At 71.0% G+C, this 24,577-nt stretch carries 27 protein-coding genes; 13 read left to right on the forward strand and 14 right to left on the reverse strand.

Going from position 1 to position 24,577, the window contains the following annotated elements; translation table 11 throughout:
- Positions 1 to 132 precede the first annotated feature (132 nt).
- From I004_RS0116745 to I004_RS0116755, 3 genes are all read left to right on the forward strand, one after another.
- Entirely contained in the window at positions 133 to 945 is an 813-nt protein-coding gene (locus tag I004_RS0116745) for an SAM-dependent methyltransferase (RefSeq protein ID WP_028436445.1), read from the forward strand.
- 161 nt (positions 946 to 1,106) lie between these two features.
- Positions 1,107 to 1,439, forward strand: coding sequence for a hypothetical protein (locus tag I004_RS0116750; protein WP_028436446.1), 333 nt, complete (start codon positions 1,107 to 1,109; stop codon positions 1,437 to 1,439).
- A 32-nt stretch (positions 1,440 to 1,471) separates the two neighbouring features.
- On the forward strand, positions 1,472 to 2,248 hold the full coding sequence (locus I004_RS0116755; RefSeq protein ID WP_028436447.1) for a VOC family protein: 777 nt from the start codon (positions 1,472 to 1,474) through the stop codon (positions 2,246 to 2,248).
- A gap of 55 nt (positions 2,249 to 2,303) precedes the next feature.
- On the opposite strand, the gene I004_RS40360 is transcribed toward I004_RS0116755, so the two are convergent.
- From I004_RS40360 to I004_RS0116800, 9 genes are all read right to left on the reverse strand, one after another.
- Positions 2,304 to 2,435 carry a hypothetical protein gene (locus I004_RS40360; protein WP_281393731.1) on the reverse strand — a complete coding sequence of 44 codons (132 nt, stop codon included), beginning with the start codon at positions 2,433 to 2,435 and terminating at the stop codon, positions 2,304 to 2,306.
- Positions 2,436 to 2,439: 4 nt separating this feature from the next.
- On the reverse strand, positions 2,440 to 3,258 hold the full coding sequence (locus I004_RS38220) for a hydrogenase maturation protease (protein ID WP_078511319.1): 819 nt from the start codon (positions 3,256 to 3,258) through the stop codon (positions 2,440 to 2,442).
- The gene (locus I004_RS34390) at positions 3,255 to 4,298 is read right to left on the reverse strand and encodes a hypothetical protein (protein WP_051345103.1); all 1,044 of its coding nucleotides are present in this window, start codon (positions 4,296 to 4,298) and stop codon (positions 3,255 to 3,257) included. The genes I004_RS38220 and I004_RS34390 overlap by 4 nt, the downstream gene beginning before the upstream one ends.
- Positions 4,286 to 5,017, reverse strand: coding sequence for a DUF6084 family protein (locus tag I004_RS34395; protein WP_199779407.1), 732 nt, complete (start codon positions 5,015 to 5,017; stop codon positions 4,286 to 4,288). The genes I004_RS34390 and I004_RS34395 overlap by 13 nt, the downstream gene beginning before the upstream one ends.
- The gene (locus I004_RS0116780; RefSeq protein ID WP_028436448.1) at positions 5,014 to 5,223 is read right to left on the reverse strand and encodes a hypothetical protein; all 210 of its coding nucleotides are present in this window, start codon (positions 5,221 to 5,223) and stop codon (positions 5,014 to 5,016) included. Before I004_RS0116780 ends, I004_RS34395 begins: the two co-directional genes overlap by 4 nt.
- Before the next feature lie 43 nt (positions 5,224 to 5,266).
- A complete protein-coding gene (locus I004_RS34400; protein ID WP_037976645.1) occupies positions 5,267 to 5,941 on the reverse strand; it encodes a DUF5947 family protein in 675 nt (224 codons plus the stop codon).
- Positions 5,942 to 5,973: 32 nt separating this feature from the next.
- Positions 5,974 to 6,492, reverse strand: a complete 519-nt coding sequence (locus I004_RS0116790; RefSeq protein WP_028436449.1) for a hypothetical protein — start codon at positions 6,490 to 6,492, stop codon at positions 5,974 to 5,976.
- 10 nt (positions 6,493 to 6,502) lie between these two features.
- Complete coding sequence (locus tag I004_RS0116795; protein WP_486580077.1) at positions 6,503 to 8,242, reverse strand: nickel-dependent hydrogenase large subunit; 1,740 nt, start codon at positions 8,240 to 8,242, stop codon at positions 6,503 to 6,505.
- A gap of 91 nt (positions 8,243 to 8,333) precedes the next feature.
- Positions 8,334 to 9,401 carry an NADH-quinone oxidoreductase subunit B family protein gene (locus tag I004_RS0116800; protein ID WP_028436451.1) on the reverse strand — a complete coding sequence of 356 codons (1,068 nt, stop codon included), beginning with the start codon at positions 9,399 to 9,401 and terminating at the stop codon, positions 8,334 to 8,336.
- A 209-nt stretch (positions 9,402 to 9,610) separates the two neighbouring features.
- Here I004_RS0116800 and I004_RS0116805 point away from each other — a divergent pair, with 209 nt between their 5' ends.
- The 6 genes from I004_RS0116805 to hypE all read left to right on the forward strand — a co-directional run bounded on the left by I004_RS0116805 (position 9,611) and on the right by hypE (position 16,012).
- Positions 9,611 to 10,012: a hydrogenase maturation nickel metallochaperone HypA gene (locus I004_RS0116805; protein ID WP_028436452.1), complete on the forward strand. Its 402-nt coding sequence runs from the start codon at positions 9,611 to 9,613 to the stop codon at positions 10,010 to 10,012.
- A gap of 5 nt (positions 10,013 to 10,017) precedes the next feature.
- Complete coding sequence (gene hypB / locus I004_RS34405) at positions 10,018 to 10,857, forward strand: hydrogenase nickel incorporation protein HypB (protein ID WP_051345104.1); 840 nt, start codon at positions 10,018 to 10,020, stop codon at positions 10,855 to 10,857.
- 104 nt (positions 10,858 to 10,961) lie between these two features.
- Positions 10,962 to 13,364, forward strand: coding sequence for a carbamoyltransferase HypF (gene hypF / locus I004_RS34410; protein ID WP_486580078.1), 2,403 nt, complete (start codon positions 10,962 to 10,964; stop codon positions 13,362 to 13,364).
- 62 nt (positions 13,365 to 13,426) lie between these two features.
- A complete protein-coding gene (locus tag I004_RS0116820) occupies positions 13,427 to 13,705 on the forward strand; it encodes a HypC/HybG/HupF family hydrogenase formation chaperone (protein WP_028436453.1) in 279 nt (92 codons plus the stop codon).
- Complete coding sequence (hypD, locus tag I004_RS0116825; protein ID WP_028436454.1) at positions 13,702 to 14,928, forward strand: hydrogenase formation protein HypD; 1,227 nt, start codon at positions 13,702 to 13,704, stop codon at positions 14,926 to 14,928. Before I004_RS0116820 ends, hypD begins: the two co-directional genes overlap by 4 nt.
- Positions 14,921 to 16,012 carry a hydrogenase expression/formation protein HypE gene (gene hypE, locus I004_RS0116830; RefSeq protein WP_028436455.1) on the forward strand — a complete coding sequence of 364 codons (1,092 nt, stop codon included), beginning with the start codon at positions 14,921 to 14,923 and terminating at the stop codon, positions 16,010 to 16,012. Before hypD ends, hypE begins: the two co-directional genes overlap by 8 nt.
- Positions 16,013 to 16,093: 81 nt before the next feature.
- Here the strand turns inward: hypE and I004_RS0116835 are convergent, their stop codons facing one another.
- The 3 genes from I004_RS0116835 to I004_RS0116845 all read right to left on the reverse strand — a co-directional run bounded on the left by I004_RS0116835 (position 16,094) and on the right by I004_RS0116845 (position 18,543).
- Positions 16,094 to 16,804 (reverse strand): polysaccharide deacetylase family protein, encoded by a 711-nt coding sequence (locus tag I004_RS0116835; RefSeq protein ID WP_028436456.1) that lies wholly within the window; start codon positions 16,802 to 16,804, stop codon positions 16,094 to 16,096.
- Positions 16,805 to 16,869: 65 nt separating this feature from the next.
- Complete coding sequence (locus I004_RS0116840; protein ID WP_028436457.1) at positions 16,870 to 17,739, reverse strand: DMT family transporter; 870 nt, start codon at positions 17,737 to 17,739, stop codon at positions 16,870 to 16,872.
- Positions 17,740 to 17,757: 18 nt separating this feature from the next.
- Entirely contained in the window at positions 17,758 to 18,543 is a 786-nt protein-coding gene (locus I004_RS0116845) for an SDR family NAD(P)-dependent oxidoreductase (RefSeq protein WP_051345105.1), read from the reverse strand.
- Positions 18,544 to 18,742: 199 nt separating this feature from the next.
- On the opposite strand from I004_RS0116845, the gene I004_RS0116850 reads away from it, so the two are divergent.
- Together I004_RS0116850 and I004_RS0116855 are read left to right on the forward strand one after the other, a co-directional pair.
- The gene (locus I004_RS0116850) at positions 18,743 to 19,879 is read left to right on the forward strand and encodes an MGDG synthase family glycosyltransferase (protein WP_486580053.1); all 1,137 of its coding nucleotides are present in this window, start codon (positions 18,743 to 18,745) and stop codon (positions 19,877 to 19,879) included.
- A gap of 129 nt (positions 19,880 to 20,008) precedes the next feature.
- The gene (locus tag I004_RS0116855; protein WP_028436460.1) at positions 20,009 to 20,422 is read left to right on the forward strand and encodes an SRPBCC family protein; all 414 of its coding nucleotides are present in this window, start codon (positions 20,009 to 20,011) and stop codon (positions 20,420 to 20,422) included.
- 63 nt (positions 20,423 to 20,485) lie between these two features.
- Here I004_RS0116855 and I004_RS34415 read toward each other — a convergent pair whose 3' ends face one another.
- Entirely contained in the window at positions 20,486 to 20,761 is a 276-nt protein-coding gene (locus tag I004_RS34415) for a hypothetical protein (RefSeq protein ID WP_037976546.1), read from the reverse strand.
- 144 nt (positions 20,762 to 20,905) lie between these two features.
- On the opposite strand from I004_RS34415, the gene I004_RS0116865 reads away from it, so the two are divergent.
- Together I004_RS0116865 and I004_RS34420 are read left to right on the forward strand one after the other, a co-directional pair.
- Entirely contained in the window at positions 20,906 to 21,646 is a 741-nt protein-coding gene (locus I004_RS0116865) for an aspartate/glutamate racemase family protein (RefSeq protein WP_028436461.1), read from the forward strand.
- Positions 21,647 to 21,770: 124 nt separating this feature from the next.
- Entirely contained in the window at positions 21,771 to 23,285 is a 1,515-nt protein-coding gene (locus I004_RS34420; RefSeq protein WP_051345106.1) for an NCS1 family nucleobase:cation symporter-1, read from the forward strand.
- Between the two features lie 15 nt (positions 23,286 to 23,300).
- Here the strand turns inward: I004_RS34420 and I004_RS0116875 are convergent, their stop codons facing one another.
- Positions 23,301 to 24,488: a CaiB/BaiF CoA transferase family protein gene (locus tag I004_RS0116875; protein WP_028436462.1), complete on the reverse strand. Its 1,188-nt coding sequence runs from the start codon at positions 24,486 to 24,488 to the stop codon at positions 23,301 to 23,303.
- Between the last annotated feature and the right edge of the window lie 89 nt (positions 24,489 to 24,577).

Below are 24,577 nucleotides of genomic sequence, written 5' to 3' on the forward strand. Positions count from 1 at the left end.
CCACTTTCGTGCGGCTGGGCGACCGGTCCCGGCCGCCGACTCCCATGTGCCTTGGGCAAGTTCACCGGAGTGGCGCACGATAGCGGCCACAACAGCCGTATGTGATGCGGAAATCGAGAAAGGCGGAATCCTGTGGCCGTTGACGGAGGCGCGGTGGACCTGGAGCTGGACCGGGCGCACTCGGCGAGGATGTACGACTACTTCCTCGGCGGCACGACGAACTTCCCCGCCGACCGCGAGAACGCCGGCAAGGCCATGGCCGCCTTCCCCGGGGTGCTGGTCGCCGCCCGTGCCAACCGGCAGTTCATGCACCGTTCGGTACGGCACCTGACACAGATGGGAATGCGCCAGTTCCTGGACGTCGGCACCGGCATCCCCACCTCGCCGAACCTGCACGAGATCGCCCAGGGGGTCGCCCCTGACGCGCGCGTCGTCTACACCGACAACGACCCCATCGTCCTCACCCACGCGCAGGCCCTGCTGCGCAGCAGCTCCGAGGGCCGTACCGCCTACGCCCAGTGCGACGCCCGCGACCCCGAGGCCCTGCTGAAGTCCCCGGAGGTGCTGGAGACCCTCGACCTGAGCCGCCCCGTCGCCCTGAGTCTGATCGCGCTGCTCCACTTCGTTCCGGGGGAGCGCACCGCCCACGACATCGTCGAGTACTTCCGCGAGGCACTGCCCTCGGGCAGCACGCTCACGATCAGCCACGTCACCCCCGACTTCGATCCGGAGCCCATCACACGCGCCCTCGGGGCCTACGCGGCGGCGGGCACTCCCGTACAGGCCCGCACACGTGAGGATGTCAGCCGGTTCTTCGACGGCTGGGAACTGCTCGACCCGGGCATCACCGTCACCCACCGCTGGCGTCCCGATGCCGAGCACGACCTTTCCCAGGTCACCGACGCCGAGGCGACGTGCTACGCCGCGGTGGCCCGCAAACCCTGAGTGCTCCTGGCCGTGAGGCCGCCCTGCCGCACCGCCCGTCCGTTGCGGATTCAAATTCGGATGTGGCGGTGACCACTGGTCCCGTTTCGCGCACACTTGTTAGCAATCGGGGCGGACGGGTACCGGGGCACTGGTCCGAACGTGAGACAGGAGGCACCACTATGCCTGCAGGGTCGAACGCCAAGCGTGAGCGGCAGTACGAGCACATCAAGGAGGGCGCGGAGAAGCGCGGAGCCTCCAAGGGCCGGGCCGAGGAGATCGCCTCCCGGACGGTCAACAAGGAGCGGGCCCGTACGGGCGAGGCGCAGCGAGCCAGCCGGACCTCCACCAAGGGCAGCTCCGCCTCTGCACGCGGCGGCGCACGCTCGGGCAGGGGCATGGGCCCCAAGGCCGGCCCCACCAGGGACCAGCTCTACAACGAGGCCAGGCAGCGCGGGATCGAGGGCCGCTCCTCGATGAACAAGCGCCAGCTCCAGAAGGCGCTGGGACGCTGATCGGCTACGCGGGGGCCGCGAGGAGAGCCGGCATGGCCTCCGAGGTCTCACCTGTGTACGGGGCGCCGTGCTGGGTGAGCCTGGCGACGGGTGACCTGGAGAGCGCCCAGCGCTTCTACGGCGAGGTGCTCGGGTGGTCCTTCCGGCGCGGCAGCCTCGGCGAGGAGTTCAGCGTCGCCTACTCCGAGGACGTGCCCGTCGTGGGCCTGGGCGCCATCGCCCGCACGATGGGCGTGGCCGTGCAATGGACGCCCTTCTTCGCGGTCCCCGACGCGAACACGACCGCCTCACGTGTGCGTGAGCGGAGCGCCACGGTCGCGGTCGGCCCCATCCGCATGGGCGAGGGACGCACCGCCCTGGCGGCCGACCTCGCCGGCGCCACATTCGGCTTCTGGGAGGGCGCGGTGCTCTCCAGCTGGGACGCGGCACGGCGCGATCTGCCGGCACGTCTGGAACTGCGCACCCGTGACGCCTTCGCCGCCGCCATCTTTTATGCCGAGGTCTTCGACTGGGCATCCGATGCCGGACGCTGCGAGGTCGACTACCAGTACGAGGCGGTGGTCGTAAGGGTCGACGGTCGCGCCGTGGCCACGTTGCGGGGCGGAGCGATCGAGTCGGCACCCGATCCGCACATCCGCCCGCGCTGGCACGTCTCCTTCACGGTGGACGACGTCGACGACGCGGCGAAGACCACCGTCGCCGCCGGCGGCGCCATCGCGACGAGCCCGAGCGACAACCCCTTCGGGCGTTCGGCCGGCCTGGTCGACCCGGAGGGCGGCCTGTTCACCGTCCACTCCCGTGAGAGGTGACGAGCCGCCCCCCCCCGGCCGCAGCGCGCGGCCTCGCGCATGCGGCTGCTTGCGCCTACATCGACTTCATCTTCATGTAGCGCACGATGCCCGGTGCGCTGATCGCGGTCATAGCGGCCACCGCCACCACGGCGGTGCCCACGGCGACGCGTACGGCGACCGCCGGAATGAAGATCCCTTTTCTCATGTCCTCACCTCCCCACTGCCGGTCTGCTCAGGTCGACGTGCGGATCGCGCAGCAGTTCGCCGGTGAGGGACTCCAGCATGTCCGCGGCCACGGTCACCGCTGCCCGCACCGGTTCGCTCAGTCCCACCACCACGTCGGGCTCGTCCCCGCGCATCCGCACAGACGGTTCACAACCCAGGACGAGCACGCGGGGCAGTTCCTGCGTACCGTCCGCCAACTGCCGCGCCAGGGCGAGCACCTGCACGGGGTCCATGCCGTGCGCCTGCGGCAGGTCGCGCTCGGCGGCGTCCGGCGGCGCGCCGAGCGGCCCGGGATCGATCACGTGGACCGTGCCCGGTTCCTTGCCGCGGGGCGCCGCGTCGACGAGTACGGCGACGTCGTAGCCGTCCAGCAGCCGGTAGGCCAGATCCATGCCGCGGATGCCGAAGTCCGCGATGTGCACGCCCTCCTGGAGGGTCCGTCCGCGCATGGCGCTCACGACCTCCGGCCCGAAGGCGTCGTCGGCCATGAACATGTTGCCGATGCCCGCGATGAGGATCCGAGGGCCGGCCGGGGCGTCCTCGACGGGCTCCACCTCTTCCGGCGTGAAGAAGAAGCGATGGCCCAGGCCGGTGCGGAAGTCCCGTCCGTCGTCGCCGTCCAGCGTCACGACCACGTGGACGCGGCCCTCCAGGTCCTCCTCGACGGCATCGACCTCCGCCGTGCGTCCCGTGAGCGCCAGGTCGAGGACGTCCGCGGCCTGGCGGGGCCGCAGCCGCACGCGGCTTCCGCGCCCCAGCCGGACGCCCCCGACCTGGACCGTGCGTCCCGAAGCTGTTGTCATCGCGTCTCCAGTACCGGCCGGAAGGCGCGGATCGTGCCGTGCAGGGCTGCCAGCTCCTCGGGCTCCAGGGACGCGCAGCGGTCCAGGATCTCCCTGGCGCGCGGATCGGTGGCCCGCGCCTCGTCCTGCTCGCGCGGTGTGAGGCTGAGGACGCTGAGGATGAGCAGCTGGTCGATCTCGCCCCCGTCGAAGAGGTCACCGGGACTCTCCGGCGCGACGGCCGGATAGTCGTACAGGGTGATGGGCGAGGAGAGCACTTCCGACGAGTAGTGCGGGCTGTGCTGTCCGGCCTGCGGGTCCTCCGACACCAGTACGGGCCACACGCCGACGTTCTCGCATTCCGCCGCCGCCTCGAGCAGTTCCGCCGGCGGGTCGGTCAGCGAGACGAACTCGCCGGAGTCGGTGTTCAGCACGGTGTGCGTGGAGACGAAGGCGTACGGCGCCATCGTGTCCCGCGCCCCGCGGGCACCCGCGGTGGGAGGCGGGCACGGCGAGGTGTTCTCGACGTCCACCGTCACGCGCATCACCGTGTCCGTGACGGGCACGGAAGAGAGCCGGACGCTCCCCGTCAGCCGCTGCCAGTTCCGTACGAGCGTGCCGGCGACGCTGCCGGACTCGGCGCGCAGCGCCTCGCGGTCCGAACCCGCCGCGATGTCGACCGTGCTGGTGCGCGGCCCGCGACGCGGTGACCACGGCGGGCACACCCAGCGCCGCTCGGTCGCCTCCTGCCACGTCAGATGGCTGTCGCCCTCCACGCGCAGCTCGTCGACGGGGACCGGCCCCGTCGGTCCGTTGCGGTACACCTGACGGTCGATGACCTGCAGAAACCGCACATGCACCGTCAGCTTCGCCGCCGGGCTCGCGCGCAGCAGCACCTCTGTGCGCATGCGCGACGGTTCACCGATCAACTGGCCGCAGCGCCGCGGATAGACGCCGCCGAAGGTCCAGCGCTGGGCGTTCTTCAGCGTGCCCCTGCGGTACGGCCACAGCAGGTACCCCTCGTAGAGACAGGCGCGGGCGATCTTCTCTACGGCGTCCAAGCCGTGCCTCCTGCGGTGTTCCGTGCGCGGGCGAGCAGGTCGGAGATCGTCTCGTCCCATCCCGTGAGTGCGTGGCGGTCCCGGTGGGCCGTGATGTCGCGGTAGGTGCCGGGGGAGAGCGGCATCCAGCTCGTGCCGCCGTCGTAGCGGCCGGTCACCTCGTGCCAGAGGGCGGCGGGCACCCGGCACGTGGCGTCCTTGGCCCAGGAGATCTGAGCGGTGCGCAGCCGGCCGTCGCGACCGTCGTGGAAGACGGTCCCGCTGAAGAGGAAGTCCAGCGGGACCTCGCCGTCGCGGACCCCGTGGAAGTACGACGTGACGGCGAGGTCCATGTCCCGGCTGCAGGGCACCGCAAGGTCGGTCTCGGTGCGCTCGTCGAAGGGCGGGACGACGGTGCTGATCCTGGCCCAGGTCAGCGGGCGCATGCTGGTGGCCCACTGCTCCGGCTGGCCGAAGATCCTGGCCATGACCAGCCGGTCGACCCGGTCGCAGCCGCGTCGGTCCACCGCGATCCGTACGTCCGCGTTGAGGGAGACGGAGCGGACCCTGCCGCCACCGGTGCGGCTGAGCGCGAGCCGGAAGAGCAGCGTCGGCACGGCCGCATCGGTCATGGCGCGTGCGCCGGTGACGGCGAAGTCCAGGTCGGGCAGGTCCGTGCGCCGCCCGGTGCCGCCAGCGGGCGGGGCTTCGGTCGCGCTCGGGGCGGTGTTCGCCTTCACGCGGGGGACAGGTTCGGCATGCCGGGCAGGATCGGGTCCTTCGCCTTTGCGCTGACGCCCGTGGACCTGCGTGCCGTGGAGGTGTCGTCGGGCAGGTGGCCCGGCTGGCGCTTGTAAATGCCCTCGTGGTTGCCCTGACGCACGCCGGGGACGTGCGCCGCCTTGTCGGGCCGTACGTGCGGCTTGCCGACCTTGATCTCAGCCATGCTGACTCCTCGGTTCGTCTGCTGTGCTCGGCAGCACAGCGGCTCAGCTGGTGCGGGACCGCGGGGACGGCCCGGCCAGTCCCGCGAAGAACGCCTCGATGTGCTCGCGCACCTCGGGGCCGCCGGACAGCCCCCGCCAGTGGGTGCGGACGAGAGCCGCGAGCCGGTAGCAGTCGTCGAGCGGGACGATCCAGTGCTCGTCCGCGCCGTCCGAGCGGTGCACCAGCAGCGCCTCCACGTCGTCCGCGAGGTCTGCCAGCTCCGGGTACCCCCGCGCGAGCTCTTCCCAGTCCTCCGGACCGACGGCCGAACGGGTCACGCCCAGCGGACTCGGATACCCCACCCCGACCTCGCCGGACGCGCCGTCGCGTACGAAGAAGGCCAGGCCGACGGGCACACGGAGCCGGGCCCAGAGCATCCCGTCGATCCGGAAGCCCTCCAGCGAGGTCCTGCGTCCGGGCAGCAGCTTGTAGTGCCTGCCGCCCGCCGTGCTCTGCCCGAAGAGCAGGGAGCACGGCCCGCAGGTGCACAGCACCGAACTCTGCTGGACGTCCAGCATGTGCCGGTGACCCTCCGGTACCGGCTCGGCACACAGGTCGCAGCGCTCGCCCGCGGCGGATCCGGCGGCTGCGGGGGCCCCCGAGGTGCCGGTGGCCCGCGGCCGCTCCAGCAGTGCCCGGAGCCGGCCGCCCGGCACGCCCGGTGCCGCATCGCTCACCGGTTGCACCGGCGTCGCAGGACCCACGCCGCTCACCGGTTCCCGGCGGGCTGTGCGGCGGCGCCCCGGAAGAGGGAGTCCACCGGGATCAGCGCCGACTCGGGCGCGGCGTCCTCGGTCTCCACCCGGCCGACCTCTGGCGCCGCCCAGGCGACGGTGTCCCGCACCGTCTGCGCCAACTGCTCCGGGGACGGGGCGCCGCATCCCTGCGGGGCGATCCGCACGCGGACCTCCGCCTCGTCGGCGGCCACCACGGTGACGCCTCGCAGTTCCTCCAGGGCCCGGCGTACCCGCTGCCCGGCGGCCTCCGGGTGCAGCCCGTGCACGAGTAGCAGATGGCTCACCAGTTCGTCGTCAGCCATCGCCGATCTCGCCGCGTCGTCGGCTCCGCTCATCACCCTGGCGAGGCACTCGCCGTACATCTCCGCCAGGGCGTGCAGCGCGTCGAGGGCCTGCTCGCGGGCGGCGGTGTCGGTGATGCTGTCCAGTCCGGAGAGCAACTTCTCGGTGCGGGCCACGTGTTCACGCGCCTCGCGCTCGTTCCACGTCATTTCCGCGGCCTCACGCGAGGGCGCCGAACGTGGGCGAGTGGGTTTCCCGCACTGTCTGCCCGCCGCCGAGGTACATGTGCACACCGCAGGGCAGACAGGGGTCGAAGCTGCGGACCGTGCGCATGATGTCGATGCCCTTGAAGTTCTCCTTGCTGTTCTCCTCGAAGATCGGCATGCCCTGCACGGCGTCCTCGTACGGGCCCGGCGTGCCGTAGTGGTCGCGCGGGCTCGCGTTCCACGGCGTCGGGGGATAGGGGTGATAGTTGGCGATCTTGCGGTCGCGGATGACGAGGTGGTGCGAGAGCACCCCGCGCACCGCCTCGTGGAAGCCGACGCCGATGGCCTCCTCCGGAACCTTGAAGTCCTCGAAGACCTTCGTGCGCCCGGCGCGCACCTCCGCGAGCGCCTGGTCGACGAAGTGGAGCGCCATGCCCGCGGCGTACGCGACGAAGTACATCCGGGCCCGGTTGCGCTCCAGGGTGTTGGGGAACGCCGGCGGCTTCCACTCCAGCCGCGTCTCCGGCGACATCGGCGTCTTCGGCAGGTCGATCTGGACGCTGTGCCCGGTGGAGCGCACGTAGGGGGTGTTGACCTTGCCGGCGAGCGAGGTCGCCCACAGCCGCGCGATCGGGCCGCCGCCGGTGTCGAGCGCCAGATGGTCGCCCGTGCGCTTGTCGTACCAGCGCGGGCTCATGACCCAGCTGTACTTGCCGCCGTCCAGGTCGCGCTTCTGCGGCTGCGGCAGCGTGGTCTGGTTCCAGGGGTGGCGCCGGTCGACGGGGTTGCCCAGCGGGTCCCGGTCGACGTAGGTCTCCTCGGACGTCCAGTCCTCGTAGTAGCTGCTGCCGAGCAGGATGCGCATGCCGAGGTTGATGTCGACGAGGTCGGTGGTGACCAGCTTGTTGTCGACAACGATGCCGGGGGTGACGAACATGGAATTGCCCCAGGTGTTCATCGTCCGGTAGTCGTAGTCGACCACTTCGGGGTCCTGGAAGCTGCCCCAGCACCCGAGCATCGTGCGTCTGCGGCCGACCTCCTCGTAGCCCGGCAGCGCCTCGTAGAAGAAGTCGAAGACGTCGTCGTTCATCGCCACCGCGCGCTTGACGAAGTCCAGGCAGCGCATGAGCCGCACCAGGTAGTCGGTGAAGAGCTGCGGCGTCGCCACGGTTCCGACGCCGCCCGGGTAGAGCGTCGACGGGTGGACGTGGCGGCCCTCCATCAGACAGCACATCTCGCGGGTCAGCCGGCTCATGACCAGCGCGTGCTTGTACGTCTCCCCCTCGAACGGATTGAAGGAGCGCATGATGTCGGCGATGGTGCGGTAGCCGTGGGCCTCGGCACGGGGGGAGGCGGTCCTCTCGGCGCGCTCGAGCACAGCGGGGTTGGTCTCCCTGACCATGCGTTCGCAGTAGTCGACGAAGACCATGTTGTCCTGAAAGATCGTGTGGTCGAACATGAACTCGGCCGCCTCGCCGAGGTTGATGATCCAGTCGGCGAGCGGCGGCGGCTTCACCCCGTACGCCATGTTCTGGGCGTAGACGGAGCACGTGGCGTGGTTGTCGCCGCAGATGCCGCAGATCCGGCTGGTGATGAAGTGCGAGTCCCGCGGGTCCTTGCCCTTCATGAAGACGCTGTAGCCGCGGAAGATGGATGAGGTGCTGCGGCACTCGACCACTTCACGGCCCGGGAAGTTGATCTTCGTGTAGATGCCGAGGTTGCCGACGATCCGGGTGATGGGATCGAAGGCCACCTCGGTCAGTTCGCGCTCACCTTTGCCGGGGGCCTTGGTGGTCTGCTGGGCGGTCGCCACTTCTCGTTCCTCTCGCAGGTCGCTACACGGATTAGTTGCGGCCGGTCCAGCGGGGCTGGTAGCCGGATGTCAGCGCGGGCTCGTCGTGCCGCCACTTGGGTTCGCGGTTCGCCGACCGGTTGGTGATCGACCGGAGGCTGCGGATGAACGGCCCGTAGAGGCCCATCAGCGACGAGGAGAGCGAGCCGCCGGGCGGCTCGTCCATGAACGGCATGAACTTGTCGGGGAACCCGGGCATGGTGCAGCCGATGCAGATGCCGCCCACGTTGGGGCAGCCGCCGACGCCGTCCATCCAGCCGCGCTTGGTGACGTTGCAGTTGACGACCGGTCCCCAGCAGCCGAGCTTCACCTGGCACTTGGGGGAGTTGTAGTCCTTGGCGAAGTCGCCCTGCTCGTAGTAGGAGCCGCGGTCGCACCCCTCGTGGACGGTCTTGCCGAACAGCCAGGTCGGCCGCAGATTCTCATCCAGCGGGATGGTGGGGGCGAGTCCGGAGGCCATGTGGAGCACCCACAGCAGCGTCTCCATGAAGTTGTCCGGCTGTACGGGGCAGCCCGGGACGTTGACGATCGGCAGACCTGCCTTGGAGCGGTAGTCCCAGCCGAGATAGTCGGCCAGCCCCATGCAGCCGGTCGGATTGCCCGCCATCGCGTGGATGCCGCCGTACGTGGCGCAGGTGCCGATCGCGACGACGGCCCAGGCCTGCGGGGCGAGACGGTCCAGCCAGGTGTTGAGAGTGACCGGCTCCCCGGTGTCCGGGTCGTTGCCCATCGAGGTCCAGTAGCCGTCACCGTTGATGTTCTCGTTCGGGATCGACCCTTCGACGACGAGGATGAACGGACCCAGCTCGCCGCTGGCCCCCTTGCGGAACGCCGTCAGGAAGTCCTCGCCGGTCTCGTACGCCAGGACCTTGTTGTGCAGATGGACCTTGGGGAGACCGGGGACGGCGCCGAGCACCACGTCCTCCAGGCTGGGCAACGTCGCCGCGGTCACCGAGACCGTGTCGCCGTCGCAGCTCATGCCCTCCGAGGTCCAGAGGATGTGGATCTCGTCGAGCGCCGTCTCCGGTGCCGTCGCTGTCGCTGCCGCCTCGTCGCCCATGGGACCGATCCCTTCGCACCGTCGCCGACCGCTCGTACAGCTCTCAGAGCAATGCCAATTCAAAAATCTGACATATCGGTAGATATGTCACAACGTAAGCGCGCCGGGGCAGGTGAGCCGAACGGATCACCTTGCCGCCCGGGGGCGGCGTGTCAGGGGAGAGCCCTGCTGAGCCCGGCCTGTAATGAACCGCGAAGCGGAGGGATGAGATGCACGAGATGTCCATCGCTGTGGCGATGGTGGAGCAGGTGACCGAGAGCCCCGCCGCTGACGGGCACGGGACGGTGTCCGCCGTACGGCTGCGGCTCGGCGAACTGGCAGGTGTGGTGGCCGACTCCCTGAGCTTCTGCTTCTCGCTCGCGTGCGCCGGGACCGTGCTCGACGGCGCCGAACTCCTCATCGATCACGTACCGGGCAGAGCGCGGTGCGGCCCCTGCGGGGCGGAGTGGGCCACCGGAATGCCGCCCCAGCTGTGCTGCCCGCAGTGCGACGGCGGCAGGGCCAAGCTGGTGCAGGGGCGTGAACTGCAGATCGTCGGCCTCCGCCACACCGGCAGCGACACCGCTGACGGCGCCGCCCACCCCGCATCCGTACAGGTCAAGGAGAGCTGAGACGCATGTGCCGAGTCGTCGATCTGCAGCAGGCGGTGCTCGTGAAGAACGACGAGCGCGCCGGGACGCTGCGCACGGAACTGGCCGCCCGCGGAACGACGGTCGTCAATCTCCTCTCCAGCCCCGGCAGCGGCAAGACGGAGCTGCTCGAAGCGGAACTCGCGCTCGCCGCCTCGCGCGGTGTGCCCGTCGCGGCACTGACGGCGGACCTGGCGACCGAGCACGACGCGGAGCGCCTCTCCCGGGCGGGGGTTCCCGTCAAGCAGGTGCTCACCGACGGCCTGTGCCACCTGGAGGCCGACATGCTCCGGGCGCAGCTGGAGGGCTGGCTGCCCGACGACACCCGGCTGCTGTTCGTCGAGAACGTGGGGAACCTCGTCTGCCCGGCCTCCTACGACCTCGGGGAGTCGCTGCGCGTCGTCCTCGCGTCCGTGACGGAGGGCGAGGACAAGCCGCTGAAGTACCCCACGGCGTTCGGCCTGGCGCAGCTCGTGGTCGTCACCAAGGACGACATCGCCGAGGCGGTGGGCTTCGACGAGGAGGCCTTCCGGGCCAACGTCCGCCAGGTCAACCCGGGCGTCGAGGTGGCGCTGACCTCGGCGCGGCGGGGGACGGGCGTCGGCCTGGTGCTGGAACGGGCGCTGGCCGTCGCCAGAGGCGAGCGGGCGCACCGGCCGGTGATGGCGCGCACCGTCTCTGCTTCAGGTGACGTCACCGCGTTCGGGCACACGCACGCACACCCGCATGCGCACGACCACGACCACGAGCCCCTGCACGGTCATGGGCACGAAGACATCCACCTGCACACACCTGCCGCCGGCGTGCCGGCCAGAAGCCACTCGTGAACCCGCAGCACGGCACCGCCACCGCGGCACGCACCGGTACGCAGGAATCCGGCGGCGGCCTCGGGGCGGAGCACACCGAAGAGACGCAGCGCCGCAAGGTCACCGTGCGGGGTGTGGTCCAGGGCGTCGGCTTCCGGCCCTTCGTCTACGCGCTCGCCGGTGAACTCGGATTGTCCGGGCACGTCGCCAACACCGGGGACGGCGTCGTCGCCGAGGTCGAGGGCGGACCCGACGCGCTCTCCGCCTTCTGCGGCCGCATCAGTTCGGACGCACCGCCGCTCGCCGTCGTCCAGTCGGTGACGCACGAACCGATGGACCCGGCCGGCGGTCAGGGATTCAGCATCGGGAAATCGCGCGGCAGCGGCGGCACCGTACGCACTCTCGTAGCGCCGGACACCGCGACCTGCGCCGACTGTCTCGCCGAGATGAGCGATCCGGGCGACCGGCGCTACCGGCACCCCTTCATCACGTGCACGCACTGCGGGCCGCGCTTCACGATCGTCACCGGCCTTCCCTACGACCGTGCCCACACCACGATGGAACGCTTCCCGATGTGCGAGCGGTGCGCCCACGAGTACGGGGACCCCCGCGACCGCCGCTTCCACGCGCAGCCCGTCTCGTGCCACGACTGCGGTCCACGGCTGAGGCTGCGCGTGCCGGGGGCGGACGGTAAAGCGAGAGCGGAGAGCGGTGAACCGGTCGCTGCCGCACGGAAGTTGCTCGCCGAGGGGGCTGTCGTGGCGGTCAAGGGCCTCGGGGGCTACCACCTCGCGTGCGACGCGTCCGACCCGGAAGCCGTGAGCCTGCTGCGCCGCCGCAAGGCGCGCGGTGACAAGCCGTTCGCCGTCATGGTCAGTGACCTCGAGGATGCCGAGCGGCTCGTGCATCTCGACGCCGTGGCGCGCGGTCTCCTCAGCGGAGGCCGCCGGCCCATCGTGCTGCTGCGCAGGCGTACGGACGTGCCGGGACGCCCGGACGCTCCACCGGTGGCGGGCGAAGTGGCGCCGCGCAGCGCCGACTTGGGGATCATGCTGCCCTACACGCCGCTGCACCACCTGCTCCTCGGACTCCCCGGTGACCCTCCCGGACCACGGTTGTTGGTGATGACCAGCGGCAATCTCGGCGGTGAACCGATCGTCACCTCCGACGAGGAGGCACTCGACCGGCTCGGCCCGCTCGCCGACGCCTGGCTCATGCACGATCGGCCGATCCATGTGCCGTGCGACGACTCGGTCGTGAGGGTCGCGGCAGGGGAGCAGCTGCCCGTGCGCCGCTCGCGCGGATATGCGCCGTTCCCCGTCAATCTGCCGAAGCCCGTGGCGGCCGCGCTCGCTGTGGGCGGCGACCTGAAGAACACCTTCTGCGTGGGCGAGGGCCACCACGCCTGGCTCTCCGCGCACATCGGCGACATGGACGACCTCGCCACACTCACCGCTTTCGACGGCGCGGAGCGGCAGTTGGAGAAGATCACCGGGGTGCGCCCGGAAGTGCTGGCGGCGGACCGGCACCCCGGCTACCGCTCTACTGGATGGGCCGAGCGCAATGCCGGGGAACGACCGGTGCACCGCGTCCAGCATCACCACGCCCACATCGCCTCCGTCATGGCCGAACACGGGCTGGACGGCACGTCCCCCGTCATCGGTGTCGCCTTCGACGGCACCGGATACGGTGACGACGCGACCGTGTGGGGCGGCGAGTTCCTCCTCGCCGACTACGACGGGTACAGGCGGCTGGCACATCTGAGTCCCGTGCCCATGCCCGGCGGCGACGCGGCCGTGCGGCGCCCCTACCGGATGGCGCTGGCCCATCTGTACGCGGCCGACCTGCCCTGGGACGCCGACCTGCCGTGCACGGCAGCCTGCCCGGAAGACGAACTCAAGGCACTCGCCGTCCAGTTGGGGCGCGGGCTGGGATGTGTGCCGACCTCCAGCATGGGGCGGCTCTTCGACGCCGCGGCCTCTCTCGCGGGTGTGTGCCACCACGCCGGATACGAGGCCCAGGCCGCCATGGAACTCGAGGCGGCCGCCGTCGGCCACGAGGACGTACAGGACGGCCGCGAATGGGCGTTCACGCTCCGGACGACGGCAGGGGAGACCCTCGCGTGCGATCCGTCACCGGTACTGGCCGGGATCATCGCGGACGTGCGGGAAGGTGTGCCCTCGGCGGCGACGGCCGCGCGCTTCCACCGGTCGGTCGCGGCGCTCGTCCTCCGTGTCTGCCGTGCGGCCCGCGACCGGCACCGGCTCACAACGGTCGCTCTCAGCGGCGGAGTCTTCGCCAACTCCCTGCTGTCCGCGGCCTGCGCGCGGCTGCTGAGCGAGGACGGATTCACCGTGCTGCGCCACCGCCTCGTGCCGCCCAACGACGGGGGCCTCGCCCTGGGCCAGTTGATGATCGCGGCACGCACGGACGCGTCCGGGCCACCGGACGCATCGCAGACGGAGGAGGCACCGGCGGCTGACCGCCCACGCGGCACGACGCCCGGCCACACGGCGGTCGTCCGCTAGAGGGCACAGCCGAATCCCCTGCAGAGCCACAGCCCGAAGCCCCACAGAGCAAGGAGAGAGCCATGTGCCTGGCGGTACCCGGCAAGGTGCTGGAGATCAAGGAGCGGGACGGCACCCGCATGGCCACGGTCGATTTCGGCGGTATGGCGAAGGAAGTGTGCTGCGAATACCTGCCGGACCTGCAGCCCGGTGAGTACACCATCGTCCACGTCGGCTTCGCGCTGCAGCGTCTGGACGAGGAGTCGGCGCGGCAGACGCTCGCGCTGTTCGAGGAACTCGGGTTGCTGGAGGAGGAGTTCGGCGACCCCTGGGAGCTGGCAGCTCAGGAGGCGGCGAAATGAAGTACATCGACGAGTTCCAGGACCCCGAGCTCGCACGCAAGTTGGTGGAGGACATCCACGCCACCGTCACCCGGCCCTGGGCGCTGATGGAGGTCTGCGGCGGCCAGACGCACTCCATCATCCGGCACGGGATCGACCAACTGCTGCCCGACGAGGTCGAGTTGATCCACGGTCCGGGCTGCCCGGTATGTGTCACGCCGCTGGAGGTCATCGACAAGGCACTGGAGATCGCCTCCAGGCCCGAGGTGATCTTCTGCAGCTACGGCGACATGCTGCGCGTGCCGGGCACGGGACGTGACCTCTTCCAGGTCCGCAGCGAGGGCGGCGACGTCCGCGTCGTCTATTCGCCGCTCGACGCGCTGCGCATCGCGCAGCAGAACCCCGGGCGGGAGGTCGTCTTCTTCGGCATCGGCTTCGAGACGACCGCGCCTCCCAACGCCATGACGGTCCATCAGGCACGCAAGCTGGGCATCCGCAACTTCAGCATGCTCGTCTCGCACGTCCGCGTGCCACCGGCCATCGAGGCGATCATGCAGTCGGAGGCCTGCCGGGTGCAGGGTTTCCTCGCCGCCGGCCACGTGTGCAGCGTCATGGGCACCGGTGAATATCCCGCTCTGGCCGAGCGGTTCCGGGTGCCGATCGTCGTCACGGGCTTCGAGCCGCTCGACGTGCTCGAGGGCGTGCGCCGCACGGTGGGGCAGCTGGAGCGCGGTGAGCACACCGTCGAGAACGCGTACGCGCGCGTCGTGCCGCCGGAGGGCAACCCGGCAGCGAAGGCGATGCTCGCCGACATCTTCGAGGTCACCGACCGCGCCTGGCGGGGCATCGGCGTGATCCCTGACAGCGGGTGGCGACTGGCCGCCCGCCACCGGGAGTTCGACGCCGAACACCGCTTCTCGGTGACGGACATCGACACCCGCGAACCCGACGAGTGCCGCGCCGGCGAAGTGCTGCAGGGCCTCCTCAAGCCGCACGAGTGCGAGGCGTTCGGAACCGCGTGCACCCCGCGCACACCGCTCGGCGCGACGATGGTCTCCAGCGAGGGTGCCTGCGCCGCGTACTACCTCTACCGCCGGCTGGGGACTTCGGACACGGGCGCGAAGCAGTCCGCGCAGGCGACCGCGCCGGCCGCCGTCAACGCCCCCCGTACCCCCGACGGAACGAGCACCGCATCCGCACCCGCATCCGCGTCCGCACCGCTGGAGGGAAGTTCCGTTGTCTGAGACCACCGGCCTCGCCGAACTGAACACCCGGGCCGCACCGGACTTCTCCGGCTGGACGTGCCCCGCGCCGCTGCGCGACCAGCCGCGCGTGGTCATGGGCCACGGCGGCGGCGGAGCTCTCTCCTCCGAACTCGTTCAGCACATCTTCGCGCCGGCCTTCGGCGGTGACCTGCTCGCCGGGCTCGCCGACTCGGCGGCCCTGACCCTGGGAGGGACGCGGCTGGCCTTCTCCACCGACTCCTTCGTCGTACGGCCGCTGTTCTTCCCCGGCGGCAGCATCGGCGACCTCGCCGTCAACGGCACCGTCAACGACCTTGCGATGAGCGGCGCTCGGGCCGCGTACCTCTCCTGCGGCTTCATCCTGGAGGAAGGGGTCGAGGTGCCGCTCGTCTCGCGGGTGGCCGAGGCGCTGGGAGCCGCGGCCCGCGCCGCCGGCGTCGAGGTCGCGACCGGCGACACCAAGGTGGTCGAGGCCGGACGCGGCGACGGCATCTACCTCAACACCGCGGGCATCGGACTCATCCCCGACGGCGTGGATATCCGCCCGCAGCGTGCCGTGCCGGGTGACGTCGTCATCGTCAGCGGAGCGATCGGCGTGCACGGCGTCGCCGTGATGAGCGTGCGCGACGGCCTGGAGTTCGGTGTCGAGGTCGAGAGCGACTGCGCCGCACTCGGCGGTCTCGTCGAGGCGATGCTCGCCGTCACCCCCGATCTGCACGTGCTGCGCGACCCCACACGCGGCGGCCTGGCGGCGGCGCTCAACGAGATCGCCGTCGCGGCGACCGTCGGTGTGGTTCTGCGGGAGAAGGCGGTGCCGGTGCCACCGCCGGTGGCCAACGCATGCGCCGTGCTCGGACTGGACCCGATGTACGTGGCGAACGAGGGCAAGCTCGTCGCCTTCGTCCCCCGCGAGCACGCGGACGCGGTGCTGGCGGCCATGCGGGAGCACCCGCTGGGTGCGGAAGCGGCGATCATCGGGGAGTGCGTGGAGACGCACCCCGGGATGGTCGTCGCCCGTACCGGGCTGGGCGGCACCCGCGTGGTGGACCTGCCCGTGGGCGAGCAGCTGCCGCGCATCTGCTGACACCACCCCGGCCGGTGGTGCGCACCGGAGCAGTGCGCACCGGAGCAGTGCGCACCGGAGCGGAGGGCCGGGGGCAGGACGTCACGTGGAGCGCAGGCCGTGGTCGGCCAGCGGACCCACCGTCAGTCCCTCGGCCCTGCACCGCATCACCAGGTGCGGCAGCGCATCGAGTGCCGAGTGCCACGCGTGCGGGGCGCAGGCGTGGTCGGAGTCGTGCAGCAGTACGGTCGCCCCGCCGCACATCCGTTTCGCCAGCTCCGCGAGGACGCTCTCCGCGTCCGCCTTCGCCGTCCAGTCGCGGCCCCAGGCCGTCCACAGCACCGGGCGCAGCCCGACCCGCCGCGCCGCCGCCAGCCGGCTCGCGGTGAGGACGCCGTAGGGCGGGCGGTACCAGCGTGGCCGCGAACCGGCCGCGCGGTGCACAGAATTCGTGGCGCGCGCCAGGTCACGTACGTCACCGCGTGGCCGCGGATGCCAGAACCTCTCGTGCTGCCAGCCGTGCACGGCCAGCTCGTGGCCCTCCGCCACGATGCGCCGCCCCAGCTGCGGATACCGCTCCAGCCGGCTGCCGAGGACGAAGAAGGTGGCCCGTGCCGAGAGCCGCGCCAGCTCCTCCAGGAAGTACGGGGTGCTGAGCGGATCGGGGCCGTCGTCGAAGGTGAGCGCCACGTGGCCCGGCTCGCCGCGGCCGTCCAGAGCCGGACTGACCGCTCTGCGCACGCCCGGCAGCCAGCTCGCCGCCGGTCCCAGATGCCAGGCCGCGGCGGTCAGCGCGGTCGCGCCGGCCCACAGGGCTGTGTCCCGGGCGGTCCGCGCGGGCCGAGCGCTCCGATGGCCATGGCTCGAAGCGATTGCGCTCACCACACTTCTCCCTGCTGGTCGCCCGAGACTTCCGGAGTCCTCGCCAGCTGGAAGCTGCCGAAGCCCACCAGCGCCAGCGCCCCCAGCTCCGGGAAGACGAGCACCCCGAGCCGCAGATGCTCCTCGAAGAGCACCGCGCCGAGCACGAGACTCATCAGCGAGTCGCCCAGGGTCAGCGCGGGCTGCGAGGCCACCAGCGTTCCCGCGCGCAGCGTCATCTGGAGAAGCAGGAAGCTCGCCAGCCCGATCACGGCGACGCCGTAGGTCTGCCAGGCCGTCAGCAGCGCCACCAGTCCGTCCGACAGCCGGGCGACAGCGTCCTTCATCAGCGCCGCCGTGGAGGAGAAACCGAAGGCCGTCGCCGCACCGAGAACCGTCGCCCGCGGCGAGGACGGCAGCCGCGTGGCGAGCAGGAGCAGCAGCAGGACCAGGGCCAGCAGCACCGCTCCCGTCGCCACCCACCGCCCCACCGGCACCCGTGTCGTACCCGCGGAGGGGTCGATGAGGACGAGGAAGATGCCCAACCCGGACACCATGGACAGGAACGCCCACCAGGCTCGGGTGTCCGGGCGGCGGTGGAAGAAGAAGCTGCCCACGACCAGCGTGAAGAGCAGTTCCGTCGCCATCACCGGCTGCACCACCGCCAGCGGGCCGGTGGCCAGGGCGCCCGCCTGGAAGATCCCGGAGAAGACGAGCATCGCCGTGCCCCACATCCACACGGGCCGGTGCAGGAGGTGGGTGAGCCAGGAGAAGCGCTTGCCGCTGGAGGTGATCCGCTCCGTCGCCGCGGCACGCCGCTGCAGCACGGACGCCGCCGCGTTGGCCAGGGCGGCCAGCAGCGCGAGGACGACACTTACCACCGTCAGCAACACGTGCATTGACTCCTAGCCGAAGCGCTGGGCGAGGGATCGGAAGACACCGGGTGCGGCGCCGTGCAGCCGGGCCGGCATGCCGAGCCAGCTGGGCACGTACGCGTCGGGCCTTCCGTGCACGAGCGCTCTGCGCACGGCGTCCGCCACCTGTGCGGGCGGCACCGGCCGGGGCCTCGTCCGGTGGTACGGGGCACCGCGGCGCCCGAAGAAGGGGGTGTCCACTGCTCCCGGCAGCACGATGGAGACGCGTACACCGGTCGAGGAGAGCTCGTAGCGCAGGCTGTCGGCGAATGCGATCAGGCCGCCCTTCGTCGCCGCGTACACCGCTTCGTCCCGCACGCCGACCGTGCCGGCCATGGAGCCGATGAGGACGATGCGGCCCCTGCGGCGGGCGACCATGCCGGGCAGCAGCAGCCGTACCAGGTGCAAGACGGCGGAGAGATTGACCGACAGCAGGCGGTCGATGGATTCCACGGGCTGCGCGGTGAACGGCCCTGCCCAGCCGATTCCCGCCGCGGCGACCAGCGCGTCGACCCGCCCGCCGTGCGCCAGCGCCTCGCGGGCCAGGCGGGCGCGCGACTGCGGATCGGTGACGTCGGCGGCCAGAGCCGTGCCCCGGGTGCGTACGGCTACGTCGCCCAGCCGCTCCTCGTCACGCCCGTTCAGCAGCAGGCGCCAGTTGCCTTCCGCCGCGAGCTTCTCGGCGACCGCCGTGCCGATCCCCGACGAGGCACCGGTGATGAGCGCCACCGGCCGCTGCGTGCCGTGCGTCACGAGCCGGCCAGAACCCTCGAACATGACACCCTCCGGGTGATCAGGAGCAGGACTCCCAGAATGCTGGCTATCTGCCGCAGCCGCCTGTGGGGCTTTGACCGCACGGCAGCCCGAATCACCCGATCGGGCCCGGTTCGCCGCAGCCGTAACGCGGCACCCAAGAGGTCCGTACGGGCGACGGACCGCGCGTCCGGAGCCGATCAACGGACTTGGGGGAGGCGCTGTGCGGCAACGGTTTCTGCTCCTGAGCGCCAGCATGGGCGCGGGCCACGACGCGGTCGCCGGCGAGATCGCCGAGCGTCTGCGGGCACGTGGCCACTCGGCCCGCATCCAGGATGTGCTGACACTGCTCCCCTCGGGGGTAGGGCCCGCGCTCCGCTCGGGCTACCGGGGGTCGGTCCGTCACGTCCCGCGGCTCTACGCGTGGATCTATGCCGCGTTCCTGGCGCCGGTCGGACGGGGCGGCGCGTCGGTGCCGAGGCCGGGCAGCGCGCCGCTGGCCGCGCTCGCGGAGCGGCCGCTGATGAACGTCGTCGAGGGCTGGCAGCCCGATGCGGTGATTTCCACCTTCCATCTGTCGGCACAGGTGACGGGGCGGCTGCGCCGACGCGGCGCGCTGCGCATACCCAGCGTGGTGACGGTCGTCGACTTCGCAGTGCACCGCGGATGGCTCCATCCGGGCAACGACGTCTACCTGTGCGTCACCGAGTCCGCGGCGCGCACCGCGGCTGCCGTCACGGGCAGCCGGGCGGAGGCGACGGGACCGGTCGTACCCGAACGGTTCGGCGGGAGGAGCGGCGTCCGGGGGAGAGGGGTGGACTCCGCGCACTGGCGGGACGAGTTCGAACGGTTCGCTGAAGGCACGCCGGTCGTCCTGCTCTCCGCGGGAGCGTGGGGTGTCGGGTCCGGACTGACGGACACGGCAAGGGAGTTGGCGGCCGGCGGATTCTTGCCCGTGCTGCTGTGCGGCCGGGACGAGAAGCTGCGCCGACATGCTGCGTCACTGCCCGGGGCCCTCGCGATGGGCTGGGTCGAGGACATGGCCGGGCTGATGGCCTCCGCGGACGCGCTCGTCGACAACGCGGCGGGGCAGACCGCCGCGCAGGCGCTCGCCGCCGGGGTTCCGTTGATCGGATACCGGCCCCTCCCCGGACACGGCGCGGACGGCATACGGGAGATGGCCGAGGCCGGACTGACCGAACTGGCCACCAGCCATGAGGAGTTGGCGGCCGCGCTGGAGAGCGTCGTCCGTCCGGGCACCGCGCGTGAGAGGTGCGTACGCCGTGGCCGTGATCTCTTCCGTGCGGACGTCGCGCAGCGGATCACGGACCTCACCCTGGCAGGGGTGCGGGCGGCCTGACGCCCGGAACTCCGGCTTGCTGCCCGCCGGGGCTCCGGGCGGACCGCCACCGGTTCCGGCTCCGGCCCGACGCACACCGTGGCCCCGTCGTGCCCGTTTTGTCGCCTCGTGGACGGGAACCTGGATCCGATGAGCGAACACGAGCGATCCCGTACCGTGGCGGCCCTTCCGGAGGACGTATTCGCGCAGGCCAGAGACCTCGGCCAGATCGACACGTGGCTTCCCCGGGACCTGCACGTGCGCCGCGAGGACCCGCCCGCCGTCACCGTGCACGACGACAGCACCGGCAGGGACGCCCCCGCGCTGCTGAAGGCCCGGCCGGACCAGCTCCGCCTGGAGTGGAGCACACGCGACGGCGGAAGCTACGCGGGCTGGCTCCAGGTGGAGGGCATCGACGGCGGCGCCAGCTCGGTCACCGTCCATCTGTCCTTCCTGGACGAGGGGCACGCACCCCCGGACAACGAGGTGACCGTCGCGCTCGACGAGAGCCTGGACCGGCTCGCCGAGCAGGTGCGGGTGCGGGCCGACAGATCGGGACGGTAGGGCGGTCCCGACCGGGAAGCAGCTCGCCGCCGGGACGGTGGGGCAGGGAACCCCGACCGGGCGTCAGCTCGCCGCGGCGCCGCTCTCGTCGGCGATCAACGCGACCCATCCGTACGGAAGTTCCTCACCGTCGACGGTGATCGCCTCGACGGTACGGGTCCGGGGGTCGACGTCGGCCTCCACGCCTTCGCCCGCGTAGCGCGGATAGCCGCTCTCGCCGATGGCCCCCGTCGCCTGCACCGTGATCACCCGCAGCACGGGCCCGTGGTCCGGGTGGCCTTCGAGGTCGGCCGTCTGCGGCTGGAGGAGGATGTCGTAGCTGACTTCACCAGGGCGCATGTCTTCGACGATAAGTGCGTGTGCGGCCGGGCGCCTCCCGCGGGCGGGCCCGTGGGGGCCAGTCGGGACGAGGCCGTGGACACCGCGCGGGCCGCAGGTAGTCTCTGCCGTCACTTCCCTGGTCACCCGACGTCTGGAGCGGCCGTGCGCGTCCTCGTCCTCAATCCGAACACCACCGCTTCGATGACCGCCACGATCCGGACGCTCGCGGAGACCAGCGCCCGCCCCGGCACGGGGATCGTCGCCACCGAGCCGCTCTGGGGGCCGGAGTCGATCGAGGGGCACTTCGAGGGCCACCTGAGCGCCGCGGCGGTGCTCGACCGCCTCGCCACCATCGACGAACCGTTCGACGCACTGGTGATGGCGGGCTTCGGCGAACCGGGACGGGAGGCGGCCCAGGAGATCCTCGAGGTCCCCGTATTCGACATCACCGAGTGCGCCGCGCAGATGGCGATGATGCTCGGGCACTCCTACGGCGTCGTCACCACTCTCGACCGCGCCGTGCCGCAGATCCGGGACCGCCTTCTGACGGCGGGTCTGCTGCAGAGGTGCGCGTCCGTACGGGGTACGGGGCTGGGCGTACTCGAGCTGGAGGAGGACACGGAGCTGACCGTGCGAGCGATCCTCACGCAGGCGCGAGCAGCGGTGGAGGAGGACCACGCGGAGGTGATCTGTCTCGGCTGCGGCGGAATGGCAGGGCTGCGCGAGCGGATCGAGGGCGCGCTCGGAGTGCCCGTCGTGGACGGAGTGGCAGCCGCGGTCGCCTTCGCCGAGGCGGTCGTGGGGCTCGGCCTGTCCACCAGCAAGGTGCGCAGCTTCGCCCCGCCGCGGCCGAAACAGATCACTTCGTGGCCGTTGAGCAGGCACCTTCCGCGCCCGGACTGATCTCGCGGCAATGGCGTCGCAACGATGTCGCAACACCCGTCCTGGACCGTAGGGTGCGGCCGGAACCGGTGGCCGGAACTCTCTTTCCGCCCACCGGAGTGCCAGTTCGACGGAAGGCCTGCACGTGACGACTCCCCCCACGCCGGATCCCCGCCTGTACAACGCGGACCTCGCACCCGCCGCGGAACGCAAGTGGGGCGCGTACTCCATCTTCGCCCTGTGGATGTCCGACACGCACGCGATCAGCAACTACGCCTTCGCTGCAAGCCTGTTCGTGCTCGGCCTGCCGCCCTGGCAGGTCTTCCTCTCGCTGCTGGTGGGCGTGTGCATCCTCCAGTGGCTGATGAACAGCATGGGTCACGCGGGGCACCGCACGGGCGTCCCGTTCCCCGTGCTGGCGCGGGCGAGTTGGGGGGTCTACGGCGCCAACATCCCCGCGCTGCTGCGGGCGATGATGGCCGTCGCCTGGTACGGCATCCAGACCTGGCTCGCCTCGAAGGCGCTGGTGCTGCTCGCCATCCAGGTATCGCCCGGCCTGGAAAGCCTCGACACCGGCGGCTTCCTCGGGCAGACGAGGCTGGGCTGGATCTCGTTCCTGGTGATGTGGGGCGCGCAGGCCGTGCTGCTCACCCGCGGCATGGAGTTCATCCGCAAGGTCCAGGACATCGCGACCGGGCCCGTCGTGTGGATCGTGATGCTGGCTCTCGCGGCGTGGCTGCTGGTGAAGGCCGGCGGTGACATCTCGCTGACGAAGTCGGTGACGGGCCTGAGCGCGTCGGAGCAGTTCCACGAGAGCGCCATCGCGGTCTCGCTGACCGTCACCACGTTCCTGACGCTGGTACTCAACTATGCGGACTTCGCCCGCTTCACGCCGGACCACCGCGCCTACAGGAGCGGCAACATGTGGGGCCTGCCGGTCAACTTCACCGCGTTCGCGGTGGCCGCCGTGCTGATGACCGTGGGCACCATCTCGGTCTTCGGCGAGGCGATCTCCGACCCGGTGGAAGTCATCCACCGCATCGACAATCCGTGGGTGACGGTGATCGGCGCCGTCTCCTTCATGATCGCGACCATCGGCATCAACGTCGTCGCCAACTTCGTCTCGCCCGCTTACGACTTCGCCAACCTCCTGCCGAAGTACCTGGACTTCAAGCGCGGCGGCATGGTCACGGCGCTGCTGGCGATCGCCGTCCTACCGTGGAAGCTGTACTCGACGCCCGTGATCATCCAGTACTTCCTCGGCGGACTCGGGGCCTTCCTCGGGCCGATGGTGGCGATCCTGCTCGTCGACTACTACCTGATCCGGCGCGGGAAGATCGATGTGGATGACCTGTTCACCGTGGAGAAGAGCGGTGCCTACCACTTCCGGCGCGGGTTCAACCCGGAGGCGCTCATCGCGTTCGTGCCCTCCGCGATCGTCTCCGCCGTGCTGGCGCTCGTCCCCGTGTTCTCCGGCGTGGCGCCGTTCGCCTGGATCTTCGGCCTGCTTCTCGCCGGCGGCATCTACTACGTGCGTTCCTCGGGCAGGCGCGAAGAGGGTCCGCTGGAGGATGAGATCATCCGCTCCGGCCACGCGGACGCAAGCGAGGCGCAGGAGGTGGCGTCGTCCGCCATGTCGTCGCCCGTGCGGGGAAGTTGATACGGCCCGAGGGCGTCAGATGACGCCGTCGGCCCGCAGCGCCGCGACGGCGTCGGCGGAGTGGCCCAGTTCGCCGAGGACGTCCGCGGTGTGCTCACCGGGCGCCGGGACGGGGTCCATGCGGGCGCTCGTACCGGCGATGTCGACCGGCGGCAGAAGGGCACGCACCGAGGCGCCGGGGATGCCCACGTCGCGCCAGCGGTCGCGGCAGCTGAGAACGGGGTGTGCGAGGAACTCGGCGACCGAGTTGACCCCGGCGCAGGCGACGCCGATCCGGTCGAGGGTGCCGATGATGTCCTCGGCTCCGGAGCGGGCGAAGCGTTCGGCGACGACGGTGTTGAGTTCCTCCCTGTGCTGCACGCGGGCGGAGGACGTGGCGAAGCGCGGATCGTCCGTCAGGGACGGGTCCTCGAGGAACTCCGCGCACAGGGCGGCCCATTCGCGCTCGTTCTGGATGGAGAAGAGCACCTCCTTGCCGTCGGCCGCGGTGTAGGCGCCGTACGGGGCGATGGTGGGGTGCTGCGTGCCCAGACGCGGCGGCTGCGTCCCCGCGTGGGCGGTGTAGTAGGCGGGCTGGCCCATCCACTCGGCGAGCGCTTCGAACAGGGACACCTCGACGGGGCGGGCCACGCCGGTGGTCGCGCGCGTGAACAGGGCCGTCAGGACCCCGCTGTAGGCGTACATGCCCGCCGCGATGTCCGCGACGGACACCCCGGCCCTCGCCGACTCGTCATCGGTGCCGGTGAGCGAGACGAGACCGGTCTGGCACTGCACGAGAAGGTCGTACGCCTTCCGGTCCGACCACGGGCCGCTCGTGCCGTACCCGGAGATGGTGCAGGGGATCAGACGCGGGTGTGCGGCGGTGACCTCCGCGGGGGAGAGGCCCAGCCTCTCTGCGGCCCCCGGTGCGAGATTGCTGACGAACACGTCTGCCCGGCCGAGGAGTTGACCCAGCACGGCACGCCCGCGCTCGTCCTTCACATCCAGGCTCAGGGACTCCTTGGAGCGGTTGAGCCAGACGAAATAGCTGGAGTGCCCGTGCACCGTCGTGTCGTAGCGCCGGGCGAAGTCACCGCCGCCGGGGCGCTCGATCTTGATGACGCGCGCGCCGAGGTCGGCGAGCTGGCGGGTGGCGAACGGCGCTGCCACGGCCTGTTCGAGGCTGACGACGGTGATGCCCTCCAGCGGCCGGACGTCGGTCATGGACGCTCTCCGTTCATCTCCGCGTGCTCCGCCGGACCTCGCCGAGTCCGAGGTACCGCTCGATTTGTACGGCCAATTCGCTCGTGATG

This window comes from Streptomyces sp. TAA486 (genome assembly GCF_000426165.1).